Raw genomic sequence first — 21731 nt, forward strand, 5'->3', positions numbered from 1 at the left:
GGGGTGGGCAGGGGCTGGTCGGAATGCGGGAGCGAGCGGCGCTGCTCGGCGGCACGCTGGAGGCCGGGCCGCTGCCCGGTGGAGGGTTCGAAGTACGCGCTGCGCTGCCCGCCGGGCAGGGGGAGGTCACGTGATCCGGGTGCTGATCGCCGATGATCAGGGCATGGTCCGCACGGGTTTCACCGTGTTCCTGAGCACGCAGCCCGACATCGAGGTCGTGGGCGAGGCGGGCGACGGGCGCGAGGCGGTGGAGCGGGCCGCGGAGCTGCGTCCCGACGTGGTGCTCATGGACGTGCGGATGCCGGTGATGAACGGGCTCGAGGCCACCCGGGAGCTTTTTTCGCGTGCGACCCCGGTGCCCAAGGTGCTCATCCTGACGACGTTCGACCTCGACGACTACGTCTACGAGGCGCTGCGGGCGGGCGCCAGCGGGTTCCTGCTCAAGGACGCGTCGGCCGCGCAGCTCGCCGAGGCCGTACGCGTGGTCGCGGCCGGCGACGCGCTCATCGCGCCGGCGGTGACCAAACGGCTGATCACGGAGTTCGCCCGGATGGGCGCGACCCGGCCGGTGGCGGGCCGGCGGCCGGCCGAGCTGACCGACCGGGAGAGCGAGGTGCTCACGCTGGTGGCCCAGGCACTGTCCAACCAGGAGATCGCCGGCAAGCTGTTCGTGGCCGAGCAGACGGTCAAGACGCACGTCGGGCGGATTCTGACGAAACTCGGGCTGCGCGACCGCGCCCAGGCCATCGTGTACGCCTACGAGACCGGCCTCGTCCGCCCCGGCACCTGACCACGCGCGCACACCCGTGTGCTCCCCGGCGGTCGTCGGCCGGCGAGCACACGGGTTCGCCGGCCGACGACCGCCGGGGCGCGACCCGTGGCTCGGCTGGGCGGGCGCCGGGCGGATACGGTCCGGGCGGTTCCTCGGCCGCGCCGGTTCGATCTGAACGGCGGTCCGGGCGGTTCCTCTGCCGCGCCGATCTGACCGGCGGTAAGGGCGGAGTCGTCGGGCGTGCGATCGGTCTGCGGTGGGGTCCTCTCAGTTGGCGTTCATGACGCGCTGGTGCAGCCCCATGACGACCTTGCGGGCCGACTCCAGGGCTCCGGACTGCCAGGCGATCATGTGGCTCAGCCAGTCGCCGGCGAAGTACACGTGGCCGGCGGGCTTGTTGAGGAGCTGGTACGCGCCCTGGCGGGATGGCCAGCTCACCCATGCGCCCTCGATGTTCGGCTGGAGGTTCCACGCGACGGACACCGACGTCGCCAGCTCGTCGCGATACTTCGCACCGTGGATCTTGATGCCCTGCTCGATCGCGCGGCGCTCGCGCTCCGGGGACGTGAGCGCCGCGTACGCGTTGGCCTGGGCGTCGAAGTTGTAGTAGCCGACCACCAGTCCGCGGGCCGAGCCGTACCCGTAGGAGGGGTAGAGAATCTGGGTCAGGTCGAGGTCGGTGGCGGTGATGCCGCCGTAGATGTCCTCGTCGAGCTCCCACCAGCGGCGGTTGTACTCCAGCCCGATCTTGCCCGCGTTGACGACGGTCGGGGTGGCGAGGGCGGCCTGGACCTCCGCGCCGAGATTGTGCGCGGTCTTGGCGAGGATGTGCGGAGGCATCGCCGCAACGCACAGATCCGCGCTGATCTTCCGGGTAGTGCCGTAGTGGTCCCGGTACTCCACCTCCACGCCGTCCTGCAGATTGGTGATCTTCGTGACCTTGGAACGCAGCAGGATCCGCTCGGGCCCGATCCTCGCGGCGAAGGCCCGGGGGATCATGTCCATGCCGCCGACCGGGTGGAACATCAGCATCGCCTGCTCGTAGCCATGCTCGAACTCGAACCACTGCCCGACGCCGCTCGCCAGCACCTCCGACAGTGACGGCACCGGCCCGAGCACCGTGCCCGGCTGGTCGCCCGCGCCCGGGTTCACGCTGTAGCCGCGGCGGGGGGTTCCCGTGTACCTGAATCCGCTCGCCTTGTTGCCCACCGCCCCGAAGCTGGACAGAAACGCGATCAGCCGCTCTTTGTCCTGCGCGGTCAGCGCGGCGTCCAGCGCCCCCGCGTCGGTCGCCCGCGACAGCAGCTCCGCGACGTACCCGTACATGTCGGCCTTGGCCGTACGCCAGCGGACAGGGGCCCCCACGTGCTGGTGGTAGATGTACGCCTGGGCGTTGGAGTTGGTGAAGATCTCCAGGTCCACGCCCAGCTCGCGGCAGTAGTCCATGGTGACCATCCACTGCGCCAGCCGGGTCGGGCCCGCGTTGAAGTAGATGCCGTCGCTGAACTTCGCGACCTGGAAGGAGTGGTTGAGCTCAAGCACCCTGTCGCCGCCGCGGATGGTCCAGTTCCGGCCACCGACCCGGTCGAGCGCCTCCAGGATCGTGCAGTCGTAGCCCGCCTTGCCGAGCTCGTACGCCGTGGCGAGGCCGGCGATTCCCGCGCCGAGGATCACCACCCTGTTCGCGGACCGCCCGGTGAGTGAGAAGTCGGTCGGCTGCGGCGGCGCGAAGGCGCCCTTCGCTGACGCCTCGGCGGAGGGCGCGAGCCCAAGTGCGCCCATGGTCGCCAAGAGCGCGCCCGCCCCGCCGGACATGCCGACCGCGGACAGGAAATTGCGTCTGCTGTACGTCAACGCCGACCTCCAGGATTCAGGACTGTCCGGTCCTCGGGGTAACCGGTCTTCCGGGTGATGCCTGCGGGCAGGGCGGCCGCCGCACGGGCGAGGCCCCGCTCCACCCGCGGGGAACGGCTCATGGCTGTCCTTGGCCCGAGGGCCGGTGGCGCGGGGGCCCCGGCGGATGCTCGGCGAGTTCCAGCTCCAGCAGCCATTCCACGACTTCGGTGTGGTGGCGGGCCTGCCGGGGATCGGCGCCCCACGCGTACAGGCCGTGCCCGGCGACGACCACCGCGGGCATGAGGGGATTGCGGGCGGCTTCGAGCCGGTCGCCGAGCACCGCCATGTCCTGGCTGTTCTCGATGACCGGCAAGACGACGTCCTCGTGGTGCGCCGCTCGGCCGACGCCTTTGAGCATCTCCAGGTCGCGGAAGACGATCCCGTCGAGCCTGCGCCGCGCGACGGCGACGGCGGCGATGCTGTGGACGTGGACGACGGCGCCCGCGCCGGTGAGCCGGGCGATCCGGGCGTGCAGAGCGGCCTCGGCCGACGGTCTGCCGCCGTTGACGGCGGCGCCCGAGTCGTCGACCAGCACCGCGTCGGACGAGGTCAGTTCACCCTTGTCCAGGCCGCTGGCGGTGACCGCGAGACGCAGCGGATCACGGCTCGTCACCATGGAGAGGTTGCCGGATGTACCCCGCATCCAGCCGAACGAGGCGAAGCGGGCCGCCTCGGCGGCCAGCACCGCTCCCGCCTCCGTCAGGGCCAGGTCGCTGGAGCTGTCGATGTCGTTCACCAGGTGCCTCTCATGACGTGCTGCTCGCCTCGCTCTGCTCGGCCCGGCCGACCCGGAGGCCGGCGAAGGACTCGACTTCGGGGTGGCCGTCGGCGGCGTGCCGGTGGTAGGGCTCGCCGGGCCGTCGCACCGCCACGGTGAGCCAGCCGGAGGCCCGCGCGGCGTCGAGTTCGGCCGGCCGGTCGGACAGGAACAGGGTCCGGCCTGGCCGCGTGCCGATCGCCTCGGTGATGGCCCGGTACGAACCGGGTGACTGCTTGGGGCCGGCGTTCTCGGTGTCGAACAGCCCGTCGACGAGGGACAGGAGACCGCCCCCGGGGCCGTGGGAGAACCAGTCGCGCTGGGTGGCCACCGACCCGGACGAGTACACGTAAAGCCGCACGCCCGCCTCGTGCCAGTCGCGTAGGGCGGGTGCCACGTCGTCGAAGAAGTGCGGGACCAGATCGCCGCGCGCGAAGCCCTCGGCCCACACGATTCCCTGCAGCGTCTTCAGCGGCGTGGCCTTGCGGTCCTCCTCCAGCCAGTCGTCGAGTGCCCGCTCGACGCGTGCCGCGTCCGCGCCTGGATCGCCGAGCAGCCGGCGTGCCTGGTCCATCGCGCGGCGTACGTCGGGCTCGTGGCCCCGGTCGGCCAGCAGTGCGCCGAACCGGCTACGCGAGTACGGGTAGAGCACCTCGGTGACGTACGCGGAGGCACTGGTGGTGCCCTCGATGTCGAGCACCACCGCGTCGGCGTCGAACGTCAGGTTCACGCGTCCGGCTCCGCGGCGCGGGTCGCGTGGATGGTGTCGAAGTCGGGGAAGCGGGAGGAGATGTCGGAGCCGGTGAAGGTGCCGATCCAGCCGTCCTCCTCGTGGAAGAACCGGATCGCGGTGAAGGACGGTTCGGTGCCCATGTCGAACCAGTGCCTCGTGCCCTTCGGGACCCCCAGCAGGTCCCCCTTCTCGCAGTACACGGCGTGCACCTCGCCGCCCACGTGCAGATAGAAGATCCCGGCTCCGGCGACGAAGAAGCGCACCTCGTCATCGTCGTCGTGGGTGTGCTCGGTGAGGAACTTCTCGCGGGCGGCCCGGGCGCGCTGCGGCCAGTCGGGGTCGTCACTGGGGTGCAGGGCGACGACGTCGACGGTGACGAAGCCCCCTTCCTCGCTCAGCGCGTCGATCTCGTCGCGGTACGCGGCGAGGACGGTGTCGGCGTCGGCGTCGGCCGGGACCTCCTCCCGCACCGGCCACTGCTGGTGCCGCACCCCGAGCGGGGCGAGGGCGGCGGCGATCTCGGCCGGGTCGGACGTGCGGCGGATGACGGTGTGCGGGCCGGAATCCGGCCAGGTGGTCAGAAGCGTCATGGGGACTCCAGCGCGGCAGGGATCAGGAAGGAGGGCAGGGGTGAAGGGCGGGGACGTGGGACGGGTGCCGGAACAGCAGGATCGGGAGTCGCCGGGACGGCGCGCGTCATGGCAGCTCGAACGGCAGGGACAGGCCTTCGAGCGCGGTGGCGCAGGGACACGTGCGATCCTCGGGCAGCAGCCGCGCCGCCCCGACGATCACGTCCCGCAACCGATCGATGTTGGCCCGGAACACCCGGAACACGGTCTCCTGGTCGACGCTCTCCCCCTGCTGCACGCCCGCGTCATGGTCGGTCACCAGCGCCACGGCGGTGTAACAGAGGGCGAGTTCCCGGGCGAGGACCGCCTCGGGATGACCCGTCATGTTGATGAGCGACCATCCGGCCGCCGCGTACCACTGGGACTCGGCCCGGGAGGAGAAGCGCGGGCCCTCGACGACGACCATGGTTCCGCCGTCGTGGGCCTCGGCGCCGAGGGACGAGGCGGACTTGAGCACGGCCGTCCTGCCCTCCTGGCAGTACGGATCCGCGAACGGCACGTGGACGGCTCCCGTGTCGTAGTACGTCTGGATCCGGCCGCTGGTGCGGTCCACGATCTGGTCGGGCACGACGAGGCTGCCCGGTCCCAGCTCCGGGCGGAGCGACCCGACCGCGCAGGGAGCCAGGATCCGCCGTACGCCCAGGGAGCGCAGGGCCCACAGGTTCGCCCGGTAGTTGATCCTGTGGGGTGGAAAGCGGTGGTCGGCGCCGTGCCGGGGCAGGAACGCCACCCGCCTGCCGCCCACGTCGCCCACCGCGAGGGGATGCGAGGGTTCGCCGTACGGCGTGGTGACCTCGATGTGTTCCGCGCCGGTGAGCAGTTCGTAGAACCCGCTGCCGCCGATGACGCCGATCTCGGCCCGGTGCGTCCGCGTGCTCATGCCGTCGCCTTCCTGTCGATGCCGTCCGCATAGCCTGCTCCGCCGTGTCCGGCGGGTACGGCGGGGTCCGCCTCCGGCACGTCGTGCAGGACCAGCAGGGGGTGGCGGGACAACCGCTCGCTCCCGCCGAGCCCGGCCAACGCCACCAGCACGGCCATGCCCGCCGTACGGGCGCCGCAGGCCGCCACCAGAGCCGCCGCGGCCGCCAGCGTCCCTCCGGTGGCCAGCACGTCGTCCACGCACAGCACCCGTTCACCGGGGGCGATCGCGCCCTTCTGCACCTCCAGCTGATCGGTGCCGTACTCCAGGGCGTACTCGACCCGGTGCACGGGACCGGGCAGCTTCCCCGGCTTGCGGACGAGCGTCAGCGGCAGGCCCGTGCGGGCCGACACCGCGGCCCCGAGGAGGAATCCGCGCGCCTCCACGGCGAGGATCCGGTCGACGCCGCCGAAGTGTCCCGCCACCGCATCGGCGAGCTCGGCGAGCAGGCCGGGTTCGGCGTACACCCCGGCGAGATCGCGGAAGACGATCCCGGGCTCCGGATGGTCGGGGAACGCGGACAGCAGCCCGGCGATCCTGGCCGACAGGGAGCGTGCCGTCGTCCCCGCCGCCCCGGCGGCGGGACCCGTCGCGAAGTGGCCGGTCACCGTCCGCTGCTCCGAGACGGTCCCGGTGATGAGCCCGGCGGGCGTGACGTCGAACGCGGGGTTGAGGACGCCCGCGCCGGCGGGCGCCACGGCCACGCCCCCGACGTGAGTTATCTCGGCTGGATCGCGTTCTTCGAGGAGAATGCCCGACCCATCGGGAAGCGACCGGTCCCACGTGGACTCGGGGGCGACGACGACGAAGGGCACGCCGTGGTGGGCGGCCGCCACGGCGAGCCCGTAGGTACCGATCTTGTTCGCCACGTCGCCGTTCGCCGCGATGCGGTCGGCCCCCACCAGGACGCAGTCGACCAGCCCCTGGGCCATGGCGGCCGCCGCGGCGGAGTCGGCGCAGATCCGGTAGGGGACGCCCGCCTCGCCCAGCTCCCAGGCGGTCAAACGGCTGCCCTGGAGCAGCGGACGGGTCTCGTCCACGAGGACTTCGGCGACGTGGCCGCGTCCGGCCAGTTCCAGGATGGCCCCCAGCGCGGTACCCGTCGCGGCGGTGGCCAGCCGCCCCGTGTTGCAGTGGGTGAGCAGGCGCAGCGGGCGCCTGGCCGTGAGCGACAGCACCAGGTCGGCCGCTCGCCGGGCCGCGACGCGGTTGGACGCCGTGTCCTCATGAAGCATCGCCGTCGCCTCGGCCAGCACGGCCTCCGGACCGTCGGCGAGCCGGCCGAGCGCACGGCGGACCCCCCACTCGAGGTTCACGGCGGTCGGGCGCGCCGCCGCGAGGCGGTCGGCGTCGGCCGTCACCGCCGCCGCGGCCTCCTCTCCCGCGGACCCGTGCAGTCGTGCGGACAGAGCCACGCCCAGGGCGCCGGCCAGGCCGATGGCCGGCGCTCCGCGGATGGCCAACGACCGGATGGCGTCGATGAGTTCGTCCACCGTGGTCAGGCGCAGCAGGCGGTACTCTCGCGGCAGCGCCCGTTGGTCGACCGCTACGACGGCGTCGCGGTCCCAGCGCAGCGAGGGCGTTCCGGGCTCGTCTCTGTTCACATCGCCTCCGTGAGGCTGGTCAGGGGGTCGTCACGGGATGATGAGGGGCTCGCCGAGGACGAAGCGGTCCAGGGCGTCGGCCATGGCGCTTCTCGACGGGGGATGGAAGGCCAGCGCCCGGACCGCCGAGAACAGCGTCGCGCTGACCCCGCTGACCATGTACGGCGTCCCGCCGAGCAACTCGGTGGCGAGCGCGGCCACCCGCTCGATGGTCCGCTGGGCCGAGTACCGCACGTACAGCGCACGGGCCACGCCGGCCGGATCGTCCTGCCCGAGCTCGCACGCGCGCGCGACCGCTTCGAGCGAGGCCATGACGGTCTCCAGCTCGCCGACCAGTTCGACCCGTTCGGCGGCGGTGCCGCGGCGCCGCTCGAGCACCGTCTCGACCAGTCCGCTGGCCGCGCCCACGTAGCTCGCCGTGACGAGGAGCTCGAAGGTGTGGAAGGCCGTCGACAGCGCGGCGTTCAGCGACTGCGGGTCGCCCAGGAGGGACATGCACTCGTCCGGCACGTCGACGTCGGTCAGCACCACCTCGTGCGTCTCGGAGCCGACCAGCACGGGCGAGCTGCGGAACGGTCTGACCGAGACCCCTTCGGCGTCAGCCGGAATGATGGCGAGCGCCATCTCCGAGCCGTCCGTGTCGGCGGAGGACAGGGCGACGCTCGCGGTGAGGAAGTCCATCGACTCCGAGAGGCTGCACGGCTTCTTGGCGCCGTTGAGGCGCCACCCCTTCTCGAGGCGCTCCGCCCTCATGGTAGGTGCGAGCACGCTGGCGCCGGGCCTGCCCTCTCCGAAACCGGAGGCGATGTACAGGTGGTCACCGGCGACCGCGCGGAGCAGATCCTCGGTCGCGGCGCACGGCGGCATGGCGAGCACCGTGCAGACGTGCATGTTGACGGCGACGGCCAGCGACGGCGACCGGGCGCCGAGCACGCGCTGGATGTGCAGGGCGTCGACGAGCGACGCGCCCAGGCCGCCGAGCTCGCCCGGGACCACGAGGCCCGGACCGCCGGCCTGCCTGAAGATGCGCAGGCCCGGTGACGTGGCGGACTCCAGCTCGGCCGTTCCCGTCTCCCGGAGCTGCCGGTCGAGGCCGGGCAGCAGGCGTTCGGCCGTCGACAGTTCATCGGTCATGAAGTGCGGGGGCAATGCCTTTCCCTCATCTCGTGTCGGCTTGCGGCCTTCCGTCGCCGGCGGCGACGAATTCGGCGATGCGCGCGGCGAGCCATTCCGGCTCGTCGAGCGAGACGAACGCGCGGGAGTTCTCCGCGATCGCGACGGACGAGTGCGAGAAGCAGGACGCCAGCCGCTGTGCGTGGTGGAACGGGAAGAGCGGGTCACGCCTGGACCAGACGACGAGCACCGGCCGGCGGAACCGGTGCAGCTCCTTCGCGACGGCCTGGGTGACCTCGGGCCTCAGCCCGCGCAGGAGCTTGGCGAAGTCCCGTTGGACGCCGCGGCTGCCCGGCAGTTCCCCGAGGAGTACGTCCAGGAGCGCCGGGTCGGGCGATCGCCGCGACACGAGCAGCATCATCGCCCGACGGACCAGATCCAGCCGGAGCGACAGCGCCACGGCCCGGACCGCGCCCGGCACGTCGGCCAGCAGGCGCATCGGGGCCAGGAGCCGAGGCGGACAGTTGTCGAAGGCGTCCGACGGCAGGAGCACCAGCCGGTCGAACAGGTCCGGTTCGAGGGTGACGGCGATCTGGGCGATGGCTCCGCCGGTGTCGCTGCCGATCAGCACGACGGGGGGTGGAAGCCGCCGTGCGAGCTCCACGACCCGCTGCGCGTGGGCCTGGAGGCCGCAGTCCGCGTCCGGTTCGAGCGGTGTGCGGTGGCCGCCCAGTGGCAGGTCGGGCAGCACCATCCGGAACCGGTCGCGGAGCCCGGCGATGAGCGGGTCCCATACGTGTCCGTTGACCATCAGTCCGTGGACGAACAGTGCGGTCGTCCCCTGCCCGACCTCCCGTACGTCGATCTGTCCGCCGGTCGTCAGGACCCGGGTCTCCTCGTCTGTCATGCGGTGTCGTACTGCCTTTCTCCGCTCAGCCGCGGGAGGTGAAGACCTCGAGGTCGTAGACGAACGCCTTGTCGTCGTGGGTCAGTGACGAGCTCAGCGTGTCGTCCCGGCGCAGCGTCGCGCGCGCGTCGTCCGGCAGGCCGTGCTTGGCCAGGAAGTTCCGGTAGCAGACCCGGCCGCCGGGTCTGACGGTGCGCGCGACATGCTGCATGATCAGGTGGAAGTCCGCCTGGCCGACGCAACTGGTCACGTCGGACAGGGAGAACTTGTCGAACGAGGCGTCCGGAGCCCGCCGCAGGTACGTGGTCAGGTTCTCGGTGACGATCTCCACCTTCGTGTCCGCGGCGCGGATCGCGTCGTAGTTGTCCCGGAGCAGGAAGTGCGGCAGCGTGTCGCGGTCCGGGTACTTCCCGGTGAACATGAAGGCGATCCAGTGGTTGTCCCGGGCGAGGTGGTTCATGAAGGTGTGGTGGACCCGGTCCAGCACGTAGCCGCCCACCGAGTCGACGTCGACCGTGATCTGGTAGCCGGGGTCGTTCAGCACGGTCTTGAGCATGCGTTCCGAGAAGCCGTACCGGATGATCGACCGCCACAGGGGCCCGTCGATCCTCTGGCGGTAGACCGCCCGCTGTTCCTCGATCGTGGAGGCCGCGAACAGGTCCCGCACCGCACGGCCGAAGAAGAGCCGCATCGTCGGCGCGACGACGCGCGTGTAGAACTTCTCGTGCCTCCCCGCGAGCAGAACCCCCTGCCGCACCGCCCTGCCGTGCCGGGCGAAGTACCGGAACGCGTCATGGCTCATCCGGCTCTGCAACTCCTGGAACAGCTTCCACCGGTCCTGGCACGGGTCCACGCCGAGGAACTGGAGCAGCGAGTCGTAGTCGAAGTGCCGGATCGCCGCCAGCTTGAGTTCCAGCAGGTAGTTCTGTCCGGGCGAGGTGTCCACCGACACGACGGAGCGCGGGGCGTTGGCCACGAGGCTCAGGGTGCGGCAGCCGCTGCCCGTGACGCTGAGCACGTCGTCGCCCGGCGAGACGTCCAGAGCCCGCATCTCGGAGTCGGAGTCCTCATCGCAGGTGCTGTACAGAATCCATTTCTCGGCGGCCTGGGAGCTCATGATGTGGTTTCAGTCCCTCTTCTCGGGCGTTCTCGGGTCTGTGCATGGGTCACGGGTCGCTCGGATGGGGTGGTGGGTCCCCCCCAGGGGCCGGTCACGTCACGAAGAACCCGTCGCCCGCCATGTCCGTCAGGCTGAGGTCGAACGCCTTGCCGACGACGGCCAGGTCGTCATCGGTGTGGGCGGCGCTCAGCAGGAAGCTGTGCAGCTCGGGCAGGTAGACCCCGTGCTTGCGCATGTAGTAGGCGAGCGCGATGGTGGCCTTGAAGTTGCTCCCCGCCATCCGCTCCCGGTAGACGCCGGCCGAGCGGTGACTGAAGTTGAGCGAGAAGATCGAACCCCGGGCGTTGATCCGGCAGGCGATTCCCCGTTTACGCGTGCTCTCCTCGAACTCGGCGCGCAGCCACCGGGTTCTCGCCTCCAGGTCCTCGTAGAGGGTCGGATGGTCGCGCAGATGCGTCAGCACGGCGTTGCCCGCCCGGCAGGTCAGGGAGTTCCCGCTGAGCGTGCCGCCGGCGAACGCCTTCTTCTCGTAGTCGAGGAACGGGTCCTCGGAGCTGCGGGCCATGTCCGTCAGCTCGGCGCGGCCCACGACCGCGCCGCAGGGCAGGCCACCACCGATGATCTTGCCCAGGCAGGTGAGGTCCGGCTCTATCCCGGCGATGGTCTGGGCCCCGCCGTAGGCGACGCGGAACCCGGTGACGACCTCGTCGAAGACGAGGGGGATGCCCAGGTCGGCGGTGGTCCTGCGGAGAGCTGACAGGAACTCCTCGTCGATGGCCGCGGTCGAGCTCGGCATCGGCTCCACGATGACGCACGCGAGCCGGTCGGCGTGCTCGCGCAGCCGGTCGAGGCCGCCGATGTCGCCGTACTGGAACACCAGCGTGTTGCGCACCACGCCGGAGTCGGAGCCCAGGGTGCCCGCGATGGGCTCCGGTGCGTGCTTGTCGCCGGTGAACCGGAACCAGGAGCTGACCATGCCCTGATCCGAGAAACCGTGGTAGTGGCCCTCGAACTTCACCACGACGTCACGCCTGCGGTAGGCCCGGCAGAGCCGCACGGCCAGCAGCACCGACTCGGTGCCGGAGTTGCACAGGATGGCCTTCTCGGCCGCCGGGAACGCGTCGACGAGCAGCTCGGCCAGCTCCACCTCTGGCTCGTGCCCGATGCCGTTGACGTTGCCCGCGGTCACCCCCGAGATGATCGCCTCGTTCACGACCGGGTGGGAGTAGCCGAGGATGTGGGGGCCGTACCCGCCGGAGAGGTCCACGTACTCGTTGCCGTCGAGATCGCGGATCCGGCCGCCCGCCGCGTCCTTGACGAAGACGGGATACGTGCTGGGGAAGAAGTAGCGATTGATGTGGGTGGGTGCGACGAGGGAGTTGTTGGCCCGGTCCCGCATCTTCAGCGAGCTGGGGATCTGGGTGCCGAAATGGGCGTCGAACCGCTCGCGCACCTCCTTGCTCATGTAGGGCGAGTAGCGGTCGGTGAATCTGCGGGCGTTGTCCCAGATGTTGATCTCCGGGTCGAGCTGGGTGGCGAACCCCTCACAGGAGAGGAAGACGAGCTCGACCTTGGTGAAGCTGGAGGTGTAGCGGGCGCCGTACCTCTTCAGCAGGTCGCTGACGTCCCGGAAGTAGCCGATCGTCGACCAGCGGTTGGACACGACGTCGAAGTGGTGCTCGAGCACCGCGGCGAGCTCGGCGCGGTAGGCGTCCCACTTCCGGCGCAGGGTCCGGGTGCCGGTGACGAAGTGAGCGGTGAAGCGCTCGACGGCGACGTCCCACTCCTTGCGGGTGCACGCGTAGTAGAAGGAGGACAGCCCCCACTTCTCGTCCTCGGTCAGCTCGACCGTGATGCCGTAGTCGAGCAGCAGCAGCTCGCCGGACTCGGAGAAGAGGATGTTGCCGGGATGCGGGTCACCGTGCGACAGCCCGTGCATGTACAGCATGGTGTAGATCGTGTCCTGGAGCCGCCGGGCGAGCTGCGCCTGCGGCATCTGGACCTCGTGCGCGGCATTCCCCCGGATGCCCTCCATGAACTCCATGGTGAGCATGCGGGGCGTGACGAATTCCGGGATCACCCGGGGCACCCGGACGTAGGGATGCCCCTCGAAGTTGCGGTACACCGCCTTCTGCCGGGACGCCTCGTGCAGCATGTTGGCCTGGGATCGGAACAGCGTCGCGATCTCGCCGAAGCGTCGCACGGCATCCGCGTCGGCGACCGCGGAGGAGGCCCGCTGGGCCAGGCGGACGGCCGCGCCCATGGCACGCAGGTTCTGGTCGATCTGCCGAGGGACGCCGTCCTTCACCAGCTTCACGGCGACCTTCTGACCGTCCAGCAGCCGCGCCGAGTGGACCTGCGCCACCGATCCGCTGGCCACCGGCACGGGATCGAACTCCCGGAACACGCTGTTCATCGGTGCGCCGAGCTCGCGTTCGATGGCGGCGCGGCTCTGGGGGGCGTCCATGTGGGGCGCGTCGTCCTGCAGGGTGCGCAGCGTCTGGACCCACTCCGGGGGCACCAGGTCGGAACGTGTGGCGAGCAGCTGCCCCATCTTCATGTAGACGGGGCCGGCCTGGACGAGGCAGTCGAGCAGCCGTTCGGCCTCCTCCGTCCGCAGGTCCTCGCGGGGGCTCCGGATGCGCGCCGCGGTGTAGCCCACCAGATGGGCCAGCGCGTGGACCACGGGCTTGGCCGGGAAATTCGCCGGGAGATTCCGCGCGAACCTTCTCGGGGAAGCAGACATGTTCTTTCCCATCCTCATCGACGCTCCCGGTCAGTACACGAACGAGAAGGCGCTGAACGACATGCCGGCGCTGCCGACCCATCCGATCGCGCGGTCACCGCGGCGCAGCCGCCCTCCGCCCACCGCGGAGGCGATGGCGGCGGGCACCGACGCCGAGACGATGTTCCCGGTGTCCTGGAAGACGTGGTGGATCCGCTCGCCCAGGCCGACGTGGTCGGCCATGTCCTGCCACCACCGTTTCGACGAGGCGTGGGTGAACACGGCCACCGCCTCGTCCTTGGGGGCGTCGAGCCGCTTGAAAACCTCCAGGACCTCGTCCCGGCCGGCCTCGTGCAGGTCGAATCCGTACGAGGTGAACCGCTGGACGCCGTTCTTGGCGATCTTCTCCGAGGGCGTGACGCAGAAGTCCGCGTAGTCCGCCATGGGGACGTTGCACAGGTCCGCGAGGTCGGGCCGCGAGGCGAACGCGAACGTCCACGGCTCCGCTCCCTCCGCGGTGAGCACCGTGGCGGTGGCGGCCTCGCCGAGGGTGAAGGCGGGGAAGGTCCAGGTGAGGGCCTCGGGATTGCGCAGAGCGAACACGTGCGGGTAGACATGGCCGGTCGGACGCAGGCTGAACTCGGCGTTCACGACCAGAGCGGTGCGGCACGCGCCCGAGCGGAACAGGCCGTCGACGAGTTGCAGCGCGCGGGTCCAGCTCATGCAGGCGTCGAGGATGTCGAAGCACTGCGCACGCCTGAGGCCGAGCGCGACGGCTGCGTGGTAGGCCCCTCCCGGTTCGAGGAACCCCCTGCCCACTCCGGTGTAGATGACGATGTCCACGCTCTCCCGTGCCAGCCCTGCCTCGGCGAGGGCCTGTTCGCCCGCGCGCAACAGCAGATCGGCGGGACGCTCGTGGTCCTCGGACCACCGGCGGCACTCGGACCCCGAGTACGCCAGCCAGAACTCGATCTTCCGGAGGGTGTCCTCGAGGTCGCCTTCGAAGACGGGAGCGCTGTGCTCGCGGACGAGGCCGACGACGTCCTCGTTGGTGACGCGCCGCGAGGGGAGCGCGGCGGATACGGCGGCGATCCTCATCGGTCGCTCCCGGTGGTGGCCGCGGGGCTGGTCAGCCGGCCGGCGACACGGCCCGCCAGTTCGTCGACGGACGCCGAATCCCACAGCCACTCGTGCGGCAGGCGGGTCCCGGCCCACTTCTCGAGACTCTCGTGCAGCTCCATCAGGTGCAGGGAGCTCAGTCCGTGCGCCGCGAGCGACCGCCGCGCGTCGACCTCCGCCGTGCCCTTCAGCACCTTGCGGGTGATCCAGCCCACGATGTGGGCCCGGCCGGCGTGGTGGAGCGCCGCGGCGGCGGACCCGACGTCGGTGTTCTCCGGCTCCGGCGCCGCCGGGGCCGCGCCGGACGGGTCGCCCGCGGACGGGACGGTGTCCCCGCCCGTGCGGTACCGCAGGGAGAGCCGGCCTTGCAGGTACTCGGACCGGCATCGCCGGCGCTGGATCTTTCCGCTGGTGGTCATGGGGATGGCGCCGGTCTCGGCGATGGCGACCGTCACGGCGATCTCGTGCCGGCGTGAGATCGCCTCGCGGATCGCGCGGGCGACGTCCTCGGCGGGGGTCTCGTCGCCGCGGTGGCATTCGGCGACGACGACGACGCCCTCAGGGCCGTCCAGCTCCGTGTCGAACGCCGCGATGCGACCCCGGCGGATGGCTCCGTGGCTCTCCTCGGCGGTCTCTTCCATGTCGTGGGGGTAGTGGTTGACACCGTTGACGATGACGAGGTCCTTGATCCGTCCGCAGACGTACAGCTGGCCCTCGCGGTGGAAGCCGAGGTCGCCGGTCCGCAGGTAGGCGTCGGAGTCCTCGCCCTGGATGCGCGCTCCGAACGTGGCCGCGGTCTCTTCCGGGCGACCCCAGTAGCCGCGGGAGACGCTCGGGCCGGCCACCCAGATCTCCCCGACGTGGCCGTCGGGCAGGCGGCCTCCCGTGTCCGGGTCGACGATCGCGACGGCGGTGCCCGGCTCGGTCGTACCGCAGCCGACCAGGGCGCGTCCGGCGTCGGTGTGCTCCACGGCTGGCCCGCCGGGGGAGACGGCGTCGAAGGCGCCCCACGCCAGCGGCTCGCCGGGCCGCTTGGTCGTGACCTTGAGCGTGGCCTCCGCCAGGCCGTACCCGGGGCACAGCACGTCAGGCCCGAGCCCGTACGGGGCGAAGGTCCGCTGGAAGCGCTGCAGCGTCTCCAGCCGCACCGGCTCCGCCCCGTTGCAGGCCATCACCAGGGTGCCGAGGTCGAGACCGGCGCGTTCGTCTTCGGTGGTGCCGTCGACGCACAGGTCGTAGGCGAAGTTCGGAGCGGCCGTGTGAGTGCCGCGGTGGTGTGCGATCGCCTGCAGCCAGCGAATCGGCCGCTGGACGAACGTGGCGGGCGCCATCTGCACGGACGTGCAGCCGAGGTAGACCGGGAGCAGCACCGCGGAGACCTGGCCGAAGTCGTGGAAGTGCGGGAGCCAGGTCACCAGGCGGCTCTCGCTTCCCACTTGCCAGGTACGGGCGAGTTCCGCGCACTGTTGCAGGGCGTTGGCGTGGTCGATGATCACGCCCTTCGGCGAGGACGTGGACCCCGACGTGTACTGCAGGTAGACGATCCCGTCCGGGTCGGCCTCGACCGGCAGGCCGTCCCCCGCGGGCGGCGCGGAGAGGTCACCGTCCGGAGTGTCCGTCGCCAGCCAGGGCAACTTGCGCACCCGCGCGTCCTCGTCGAACAGCCGCTGCTTGTGCGCGCCCAGCTCGGTGGTGAGGACGGCGGCGGGGGCGCAGTCCTGCGCGATGGCCTCGATCGTCTGCACGGTACGCGGCTGCGGCGCGTAGAGCGGGACGCTGATGACGCCGGCGTACAGGCATCCGTAGAACCCGACGACGTAGTCGAGGCCCGGCGGGTACAGCAGCAGGACACGCTCGCCGGGCTCCGCCACCTCCAGCAGACGGGCGGCCAGCGCACGGGCGCGGTCGTGCAACTCCGCGAAGGTCAGTGTCGCCCTCTCGTCCAGGTCCCCCTGAAGAAACGTGAACGCGGGCCGGCCCGATCCTGATCGGGCGCGCTTCTCCAGAATGCGGGAGAAGTCGGTTTCTGGTACGGGAATCACGCGGATCCTACCCCCAGTGATGGCACGACGAGACGAGGCGCCTGTCGCTGTGCAGGCCCGGAAATGGGGACATCGCATGCCGGACGGGCTGCACGGACGGCGATCGAGCGCAAGAAATTTCCTGGACCGCGAAATGGCCCAGGATGATTTTCAGTCGTTTGACGCCCCCGTTGATCTTTGACACACAGCGTGCCATGGATCGACAAGCCTGAACAATGACGACAGTCGGAAAATCCCGTCGTCCGATCTTCGTAGTTCACGAAGACGTGCGCCGATCGCGCCCGTACACCACCGGCACTTTCCGTATCTATCCAGCTCACAGGCCTGCCACGGAGAGGTTGACGGCCATGACGGAGCATTACTCAGTTTGTCTCCACGGTTTCCGACGAGGCCATGCGGCATTTTCCAGGGGTCTTCGCCGAGTGCGAACATCGAGTCGCGACACTTCCGACTGTTGTCATTGTCCGGACCGCACGGCCAATGGCAGAATCCTCGTCCGGGGCGGCGGATTTGTCATTGACTTGTCCGCGGGCATGACTTTCTTCACGCATCATGGCTCGTTCCCGTGCGGGCCGGCATATACGATTCCACCGCGGTCGGAAACCGCTTCACCTACCGGCCTCCCATCAGGCCGCCCCGCCGAACCGCTCAAGGTGTATCCCGCCCGCCGACTGAAGGGAACTTCAGCCGTGGAACCGCTCAGAACCCAGGTGGCCGAGCCGATCACCTCCAGGACGACCCGCGAACGCCCCGCAGCGGGCCCGATCCGCGCACACGACACCACGCAGGGCCGGCGGTCCGCGACATCTGCCGCGGCCTTCCCTGCCTCCCCGGCCGTCCCGGCCTTCCGCTGTTCCGCGACGACACCACGGACGGGCACGTGAAGCTCTTCTGCCTCACCCGAGCCGACGGCCCGGCCGGGCTGCAACCGCTGCGGGTCGCGCTGCAGCCCGACATCGACGTCGTGCCGATCGAGCCGTCCGGCGGCGGGCGCGGCGACAGGCCGGGCGAGCCGTCCCCCGAGCGCGCCGCCGCCCTGATCGCGAACCAGGCGGGTGAGGGTTCCTACGCCGTCTTCGGGTGCCATCTCGGCGGCCCGCTCGTGTACGAGGCCGTTCGCCGGCTCGTGGAGGCGGGGCACCGGTCGCCGCACCACCTGTTCGTGTCCGCCGGGCCCCTTCGGCGCCGTCACGGCGACGGGGCGGCAGCCGGTGAACGCCCGTGGCTCAGCCCCACTCCCCCGGGGTCTTCTCCCGGCCTGAGCTGTCCGGTCACGGTGGTCACGGGCGGCGAGGAATCCGCCCTCACGGAGCAGGCCGTCGCGCAGTGGACCCGGCTCACCAGCGGCCCCGTCACCCGGTGGGAGCTCGCCGGCGTGGACCACTCCCGGCCTGAAGGCATGACCGGGACGTTCGCCGCCCGAATCCGCTCCGCCCTGCTCGGGGACGGCCCAGGCCGCGAGGGGCAGCCGCTGGACCAGGACCTGTTCCGGGACGCCATGGCGCACCTGGCCGCGCCCGTCACCGTGGTCACCACCGTGGGCGGCGACGGACGGCCGCATGCCTTCACCGCCAGCGCCGTGTGCAGCCTGTCCGCCGATCCGCCGCTGCTCCTCGTGTGCGTCAACCGGTCCGGCAGCGCTCACGACGTGTTCACCACCGCCGACCGCTTCCTCGTCAACGTCCTCGGTCACGAGCAGGCCCACGTCGCGCGCGCCTTCGCCCGGCACCTGCGCGCGGAGGACGAGGCACGGCTGGCGACCCTGGAGCTGGGCCTGCCCGGCCTGCCCGACGCCTCGGCCCGATTCGCCTGCACGCGGCAGGGAGTCCTGCCCGGGGGCGATCACAGCATCCTCGTCGGCCGGCCGGAGCAGGTCGCGTTGTCCGGCGCGCCACCGCTGATCCATTACCGACGGGGCTGGCACCAGCCGGCGGCGCTGCCCGCCCACCGTCCCTCGCAACCATTCCGGCTCTTCTGACCACGTCCGCCGTCGCAACACATCTCCTACGACGCCCCCGACCACGACCGCGAGGCCGTGATGTGACGTACGTGTTAAACGTTTTCGCGCTGCAGATTCACGTCAGGCATTTGCATCTCGCGCGACGCATAATCGTCGGTATGAACCTGACTGAATCGGTGCCCCAGAGATTTTCGGTCAACGGAAAAAGGCTATTTAGCGAAGGTTCTGTTCACGACTGCGGCGACATGACGCACGGTACGGCCACGCTCACACGTCAGGTCGCCGACGTCGCCGAATGTCTTTCCGGACACTTACCCATGGTGGTCGACGACGTCCTGTCGGCGATCTGGCGCGACGCCATGCCGGACAGCCTGCTCGGCAAGGATCCCGCGCTGTCGGCGGTGGTGCGGTCGGAGACCACCATGCTCCTGACTCGCTTCCTCCACAGCCTGGTGAGGGGCCAGGACGAGCCGATCCGGTCACTCGAATCGCGGCACATCGCCCGGCTCGCGGCCCGGCACGAAACGACGCTCTCCGACGTGATCTCCGGCTTCCGGATCGCCCACCGGATGCTGGAGGAGGCGTTGTTCGAGGCGGTGCACGAAGCGGGAATCCCGCCGGGCGACTCCCTGGAGGTGCTGCGGCACTGCTGCCGTCAGCTGTTCCGCCAGATCGAAACCCTCGTCGAGATCGTGACGGCCGAGTACGCGCACGAGACGGAGTCGCGGGACATCGACCAGAACGCCAGGCGACTGCACGCCGTCAAGTCCGTACTCAACGAGAGACGATCCCTCACCGTCCTGCCCTTCTACGACCTCGAGGCCGAGCATGTCGCGGCGGTGGCCAGGGGGGCGACGGCCGTGGCGCTGGCGGCCTTCGCCCACAGGCACGAGGGCGGCGCGGTATGCCTGCGCCTGGACCGCAGCGTCGTGTGGGCGTGGTTCAGCGCGGTGGACCCTGTGGACGTGCGGAAGGCGGCCCTCGAGCGATCGGGGCGCGGCTGGCTGGGCATCGGCGAACCCGGCGACGGGGTGGCGGGGTTCCGGCGGTCCCACACCGAGGCTCGGGCGGCCTACCGGGTGTCGCAGTGGACCGGGGCCGTCGCGGCGCGATTCGGCGAGGTCTCCGTCGAGTCGATCGGGCTGGCCGACGTCGATGTCGCGCGCGCCGTCGTCCACCGGCACCTGGGCCGGCTGGCGACGGAAGGCAACCGGGAGGACGCGCTCCGGCACACCCTGGAGGTCTACCTCGCCTCACAGCAGATCACCCGCCATGCCGCGGCCAAGCTCGGTCTGACCGAACGCGCGGTCGCCAACAGGCTCCAGGCCGTCCGGCGGCTGCTCCCGCCGGACGCCCAACTGTCGTCCCCGGAGTTGGCACTCGCGCTACGCCTGTGCCCGCTGGTGGGCTAGCGCTCCAGGCGCGAGAGCGTCGAAGGTTGTCGTGGCGGTCTTCGTCCCGAGGTAGGGCCCGGGCCCCTGTTCCAGGAAGCGGTCCGGGCGCGGATTCGGCTCCGGTTTCCCGCCGGGCGCCGGGCACCGTCACGCACGGGCTTGACCTTCGGGCTTGCTCAGGGCCGCCGCGATGCGGGCCTCCGCCCACGGCACCATGAGGAACCCGCGTTTGACCGTCAGGATCTGCACGCCCGCGGTCCACGACTGGATGCCCGGCACCGCGGCGAGCGTGCGGGAGGTGAAGTGGTGCAGGTCGGCCGTGGTGGGCATGATGACCTCGCACATGAGCGAGGCCTGCCCCAGCGTGGAGGCGATCATGCGCACGCCGCGCTCGCCGGACAGGCGCTCGGCCACGCTGTCCTGCATGCTCGGCTCGACCGACAGCCAGAACAGGACCTCGGCCTCGTAGCCGAGCGCGGCGGCCGGGATGAACGTGGTCACCGTGGCGCAGCCGCGCTCCAGCATGGCCTCCAGCCGCCGCCGCGCCGTGCTCTCGCTGATGCCGAGGCGGCTGCCGACCGACTGGAAGCTGGCCCGGCCGTCGTCGCGCAGCGCGGTGAGCACCTCGCGGTCGACGTCGTCGAGGTGGCCGCGTTCGCACGTGTGGGCGGGCCGCCGCAGCGCGAACGGCGCCGCCCGCTCCCCCAGCACCGGGACGCTCCAGTCGTAGCTGACCTTGTACGTGTGCAGCACCAGGTCGGCGTTGCTCTGCTGGGCCCCGGGGACGGCCTGGACGAAGTCGACCAGCATCGAGTACAGGTCGCGGTGCTTGGGCGCGACGAGCTCGAACACGATGTCGTACGCGCCCGTGACGACCGTGACGTAGCGGATGTCGGGGTTTCTGGCCAGCATCCCGGCGACTCTCAGCTGGCTGCCCGGCGCGCAGGTCAGGCGCACGATGAACACGTGCACCGGCCCTTCGTTCTCCAGGTGCGGCAGCACCGCCACCCGGGCCAGCCCCGCGCCGAACAGGTGCTGGGCCCGCCGCGCCACCGTGGTGGTGGACGTGCCGAGCAGCTGGGCGATGTCGGTCCAGCTGGCCCTGCCGTTCACGTGGAGCGCGGCGAGGATCTTGCGGTCCATGTCGTCGAGATCGTCCATCGGGGGCATCATCGCGCGTTCAGTGCCGTTCTCGCACCTTGCCGGGCAGCGCGCGGGCGAGGAAGTCGCGGACGGTGGCCTCCCACAGCTCGGCCTCCTCGACCTGCGGGGAGTGCCCGGAACGCTCGAACACGCGCAGCTCGGCGTTCGGGACGAGCTCGGCGATGGTCCGGCTGCACTCGACCGGGGTGATCCAGTCGTGCCGGCCGACGGTGACCAGCGTGGGCGCGGTGATGGACGGCAGGAGGTGCTTGATGTCGTAGTGCGGCTGGTTGACGGCGAAGGCGTAATTGTGCGTCCGGTAGTGGTACGGGGTGGCGGCCACGCGCTCCTCGACCTTGGCCGGGTCGTAGTCGTGGTCGTAGAGCGGCAGGATCTCCCGCCAGCAGTCGCGCAGGTCGTCGTCGTCGCGCACGGTGCCCGACATGATGCGGTCCAGCTTGTCCTGGTCGATCGTCACCCGGGAGGAGGCGGCGGCGTTGCGCATGGCCGGCTCCTGGTTGCCGTTGTCGGCCGAGGTGTCGCGGAGCACGACCGCGCTCACCCGGGAGGGGTGGCGGGCGGCGTACTCCATGGCGATGAAGCCGCCGTACGAGCCGCCGGCGATGACCACCCGCTCGGCCCCCAGCCAGGCGCGCAGCGCCTCGACGTCGGCCACCCACTGCTCGTGCGTGAACGGGCCGTCCTGGCCGCTGCCGCCGGAGCCTCTGGCGTCGAAGACGACCACGCGGTAGGCGTCGGCGAGCCGGCCGAAGCTCGCCTTGGGCTCGGCGAGGGAGCCGAGGCCGGGGGCGCCGTGGTGGGCGATGATCGTCTCCCCGCCGTCGCCGAGGATCTCGACGTTGAGCGAGGTGCCGTTGATGTCGATGAACACAGGTCT

At 70.8% G+C, this 21731-nt stretch carries 17 protein-coding genes; 3 read left to right on the top strand and 14 right to left on the bottom strand.

Annotation, left to right across the window (positions count from 1 at the left end):
• Nucleotides 1-130 precede the first annotated feature (130 nt).
• The gene (locus E1286_RS12700; protein ID WP_132611982.1) at nucleotides 131-790 is read left to right on the top strand and encodes a response regulator; all 660 of its coding nucleotides are present in this window, start codon (nucleotides 131-133) and stop codon (nucleotides 788-790) included.
• Between the two features lie 249 nt (nucleotides 791-1039).
• Here the strand turns inward: E1286_RS12700 and E1286_RS12705 are convergent, their stop codons facing one another.
• From E1286_RS12705 to E1286_RS12760, 12 genes are all read right to left on the bottom strand, one after another.
• On the bottom strand, nucleotides 1040-2626 hold the full coding sequence (locus E1286_RS12705) for a flavin monoamine oxidase family protein (RefSeq protein WP_342776202.1): 1587 nt from the start codon (nucleotides 2624-2626) through the stop codon (nucleotides 1040-1042).
• Nucleotides 2627-2744: 118 nt separating this feature from the next.
• Nucleotides 2745-3404 (bottom strand): methylthioribulose 1-phosphate dehydratase, encoded by a 660-nt coding sequence (mtnB, locus tag E1286_RS12710; RefSeq protein WP_223189866.1) that lies wholly within the window; start codon nucleotides 3402-3404, stop codon nucleotides 2745-2747.
• 10 nt (nucleotides 3405-3414) lie between these two features.
• Nucleotides 3415-4155, bottom strand: a complete 741-nt coding sequence (mtnC, locus tag E1286_RS12715) for an acireductone synthase (RefSeq protein WP_132611984.1) — start codon at nucleotides 4153-4155, stop codon at nucleotides 3415-3417.
• Nucleotides 4152-4748: a 1,2-dihydroxy-3-keto-5-methylthiopentene dioxygenase gene (locus E1286_RS12720; RefSeq protein WP_132611986.1), complete on the bottom strand. Its 597-nt coding sequence runs from the start codon at nucleotides 4746-4748 to the stop codon at nucleotides 4152-4154. Before E1286_RS12720 ends, mtnC begins: the two co-directional genes overlap by 4 nt.
• Before the next feature lie 106 nt (nucleotides 4749-4854).
• Complete coding sequence (locus E1286_RS12725) at nucleotides 4855-5667, bottom strand: S-methyl-5'-thioadenosine phosphorylase (RefSeq protein ID WP_132611988.1); 813 nt, start codon at nucleotides 5665-5667, stop codon at nucleotides 4855-4857.
• On the bottom strand, nucleotides 5664-7310 hold the full coding sequence (gene mtnA / locus E1286_RS48825) for an S-methyl-5-thioribose-1-phosphate isomerase (RefSeq protein ID WP_132611990.1): 1647 nt from the start codon (nucleotides 7308-7310) through the stop codon (nucleotides 5664-5666). Before mtnA ends, E1286_RS12725 begins: the two co-directional genes overlap by 4 nt.
• Nucleotides 7311-7340: 30 nt before the next feature.
• The gene (locus E1286_RS12735) at nucleotides 7341-8444 is read right to left on the bottom strand and encodes an acyl-CoA dehydrogenase family protein (RefSeq protein ID WP_132611992.1); all 1104 of its coding nucleotides are present in this window, start codon (nucleotides 8442-8444) and stop codon (nucleotides 7341-7343) included.
• A gap of 25 nt (nucleotides 8445-8469) precedes the next feature.
• A complete protein-coding gene (locus E1286_RS12740) occupies nucleotides 8470-9330 on the bottom strand; it encodes an alpha/beta fold hydrolase (protein ID WP_132611994.1) in 861 nt (286 codons plus the stop codon).
• A 25-nt stretch (nucleotides 9331-9355) separates the two neighbouring features.
• Nucleotides 9356-10447 (bottom strand): DUF3419 family protein, encoded by a 1092-nt coding sequence (locus tag E1286_RS12745; protein ID WP_132611996.1) that lies wholly within the window; start codon nucleotides 10445-10447, stop codon nucleotides 9356-9358.
• A gap of 94 nt (nucleotides 10448-10541) precedes the next feature.
• On the bottom strand, nucleotides 10542-13196 hold the full coding sequence (locus E1286_RS12750; RefSeq protein WP_132611998.1) for an aminotransferase class III-fold pyridoxal phosphate-dependent enzyme: 2655 nt from the start codon (nucleotides 13194-13196) through the stop codon (nucleotides 10542-10544).
• 30 nt (nucleotides 13197-13226) lie between these two features.
• Nucleotides 13227-14273, bottom strand: coding sequence for a 3-oxoacyl-[acyl-carrier-protein] synthase III C-terminal domain-containing protein (locus E1286_RS12755; protein WP_132612000.1), 1047 nt, complete (start codon nucleotides 14271-14273; stop codon nucleotides 13227-13229).
• The gene (locus E1286_RS12760) at nucleotides 14270-16336 is read right to left on the bottom strand and encodes an AMP-binding protein (protein ID WP_165969706.1); all 2067 of its coding nucleotides are present in this window, start codon (nucleotides 16334-16336) and stop codon (nucleotides 14270-14272) included. Before E1286_RS12760 ends, E1286_RS12755 begins: the two co-directional genes overlap by 4 nt.
• Before the next feature lie 880 nt (nucleotides 16337-17216).
• Between E1286_RS12760 and E1286_RS49190 the strand changes: the two genes are divergently transcribed.
• Entirely contained in the window at nucleotides 17217-18314 is a 1098-nt protein-coding gene (locus tag E1286_RS49190) for a flavin reductase (RefSeq protein WP_223189868.1), read from the top strand.
• A 227-nt stretch (nucleotides 18315-18541) separates the two neighbouring features.
• The gene (locus E1286_RS12770) at nucleotides 18542-19708 is read left to right on the top strand and encodes an RsbRD N-terminal domain-containing protein (RefSeq protein ID WP_132612004.1); all 1167 of its coding nucleotides are present in this window, start codon (nucleotides 18542-18544) and stop codon (nucleotides 19706-19708) included.
• A 129-nt stretch (nucleotides 19709-19837) separates the two neighbouring features.
• Here E1286_RS12770 and E1286_RS12775 read toward each other — a convergent pair whose 3' ends face one another.
• Together E1286_RS12775 and E1286_RS12780 are read right to left on the bottom strand one after the other, a co-directional pair.
• Nucleotides 19838-20851 carry an Lrp/AsnC family transcriptional regulator gene (locus tag E1286_RS12775; RefSeq protein WP_165969707.1) on the bottom strand — a complete coding sequence of 338 codons (1014 nt, stop codon included), beginning with the start codon at nucleotides 20849-20851 and terminating at the stop codon, nucleotides 19838-19840.
• Nucleotides 20852-20870: 19 nt separating this feature from the next.
• A complete protein-coding gene (locus E1286_RS12780; RefSeq protein WP_132612008.1) occupies nucleotides 20871-21725 on the bottom strand; it encodes an alpha/beta fold hydrolase in 855 nt (284 codons plus the stop codon).
• Nucleotides 21726-21731 lie beyond the last annotated feature (6 nt).

The organism is Nonomuraea terrae, from assembly GCF_004348995.1.
Lineage (GTDB): Bacteria > Actinomycetota > Actinomycetes > Streptosporangiales > Streptosporangiaceae > Nonomuraea > Nonomuraea terrae.

Excerpts from the sequence above, each read along its gene's own strand:
- E1286_RS12720 (WP_132611986.1), bottom strand. The coding sequence starts at position 4,748 with ATGACGCTTCTGACCACCTGGCCGGATTCCGGCCCGCACACCGTCATC.
- E1286_RS12725 (WP_132611988.1), bottom strand. The coding sequence starts at position 5,667 with ATGAGCACGCGGACGCACCGGGCCGAGATCGGCGTCATCGGCGGCAGC.
- E1286_RS12735 (WP_132611992.1), bottom strand. The coding sequence starts at position 8,444 with ATGACCGATGAACTGTCGACGGCCGAACGCCTGCTGCCCGGCCTCGAC.
- E1286_RS12740 (WP_132611994.1), bottom strand. The coding sequence starts at position 9,330 with ATGACAGACGAGGAGACCCGGGTCCTGACGACCGGCGGACAGATCGAC.
- E1286_RS12745 (WP_132611996.1), bottom strand. The coding sequence starts at position 10,447 with ATGAGCTCCCAGGCCGCCGAGAAATGGATTCTGTACAGCACCTGCGAT.
- E1286_RS12750 (WP_132611998.1), bottom strand. The coding sequence starts at position 13,196 with ATGTCTGCTTCCCCGAGAAGGTTCGCGCGGAATCTCCCGGCGAATTTC.
- E1286_RS12755 (WP_132612000.1), bottom strand. The coding sequence starts at position 14,273 with ATGAGGATCGCCGCCGTATCCGCCGCGCTCCCCTCGCGGCGCGTCACC.
- E1286_RS12770 (WP_132612004.1), top strand. The coding sequence starts at position 18,542 with ATGACGCACGGTACGGCCACGCTCACACGTCAGGTCGCCGACGTCGCC.
- E1286_RS12775 (WP_165969707.1), bottom strand. The coding sequence starts at position 20,851 with ATGGACGATCTCGACGACATGGACCGCAAGATCCTCGCCGCGCTCCAC.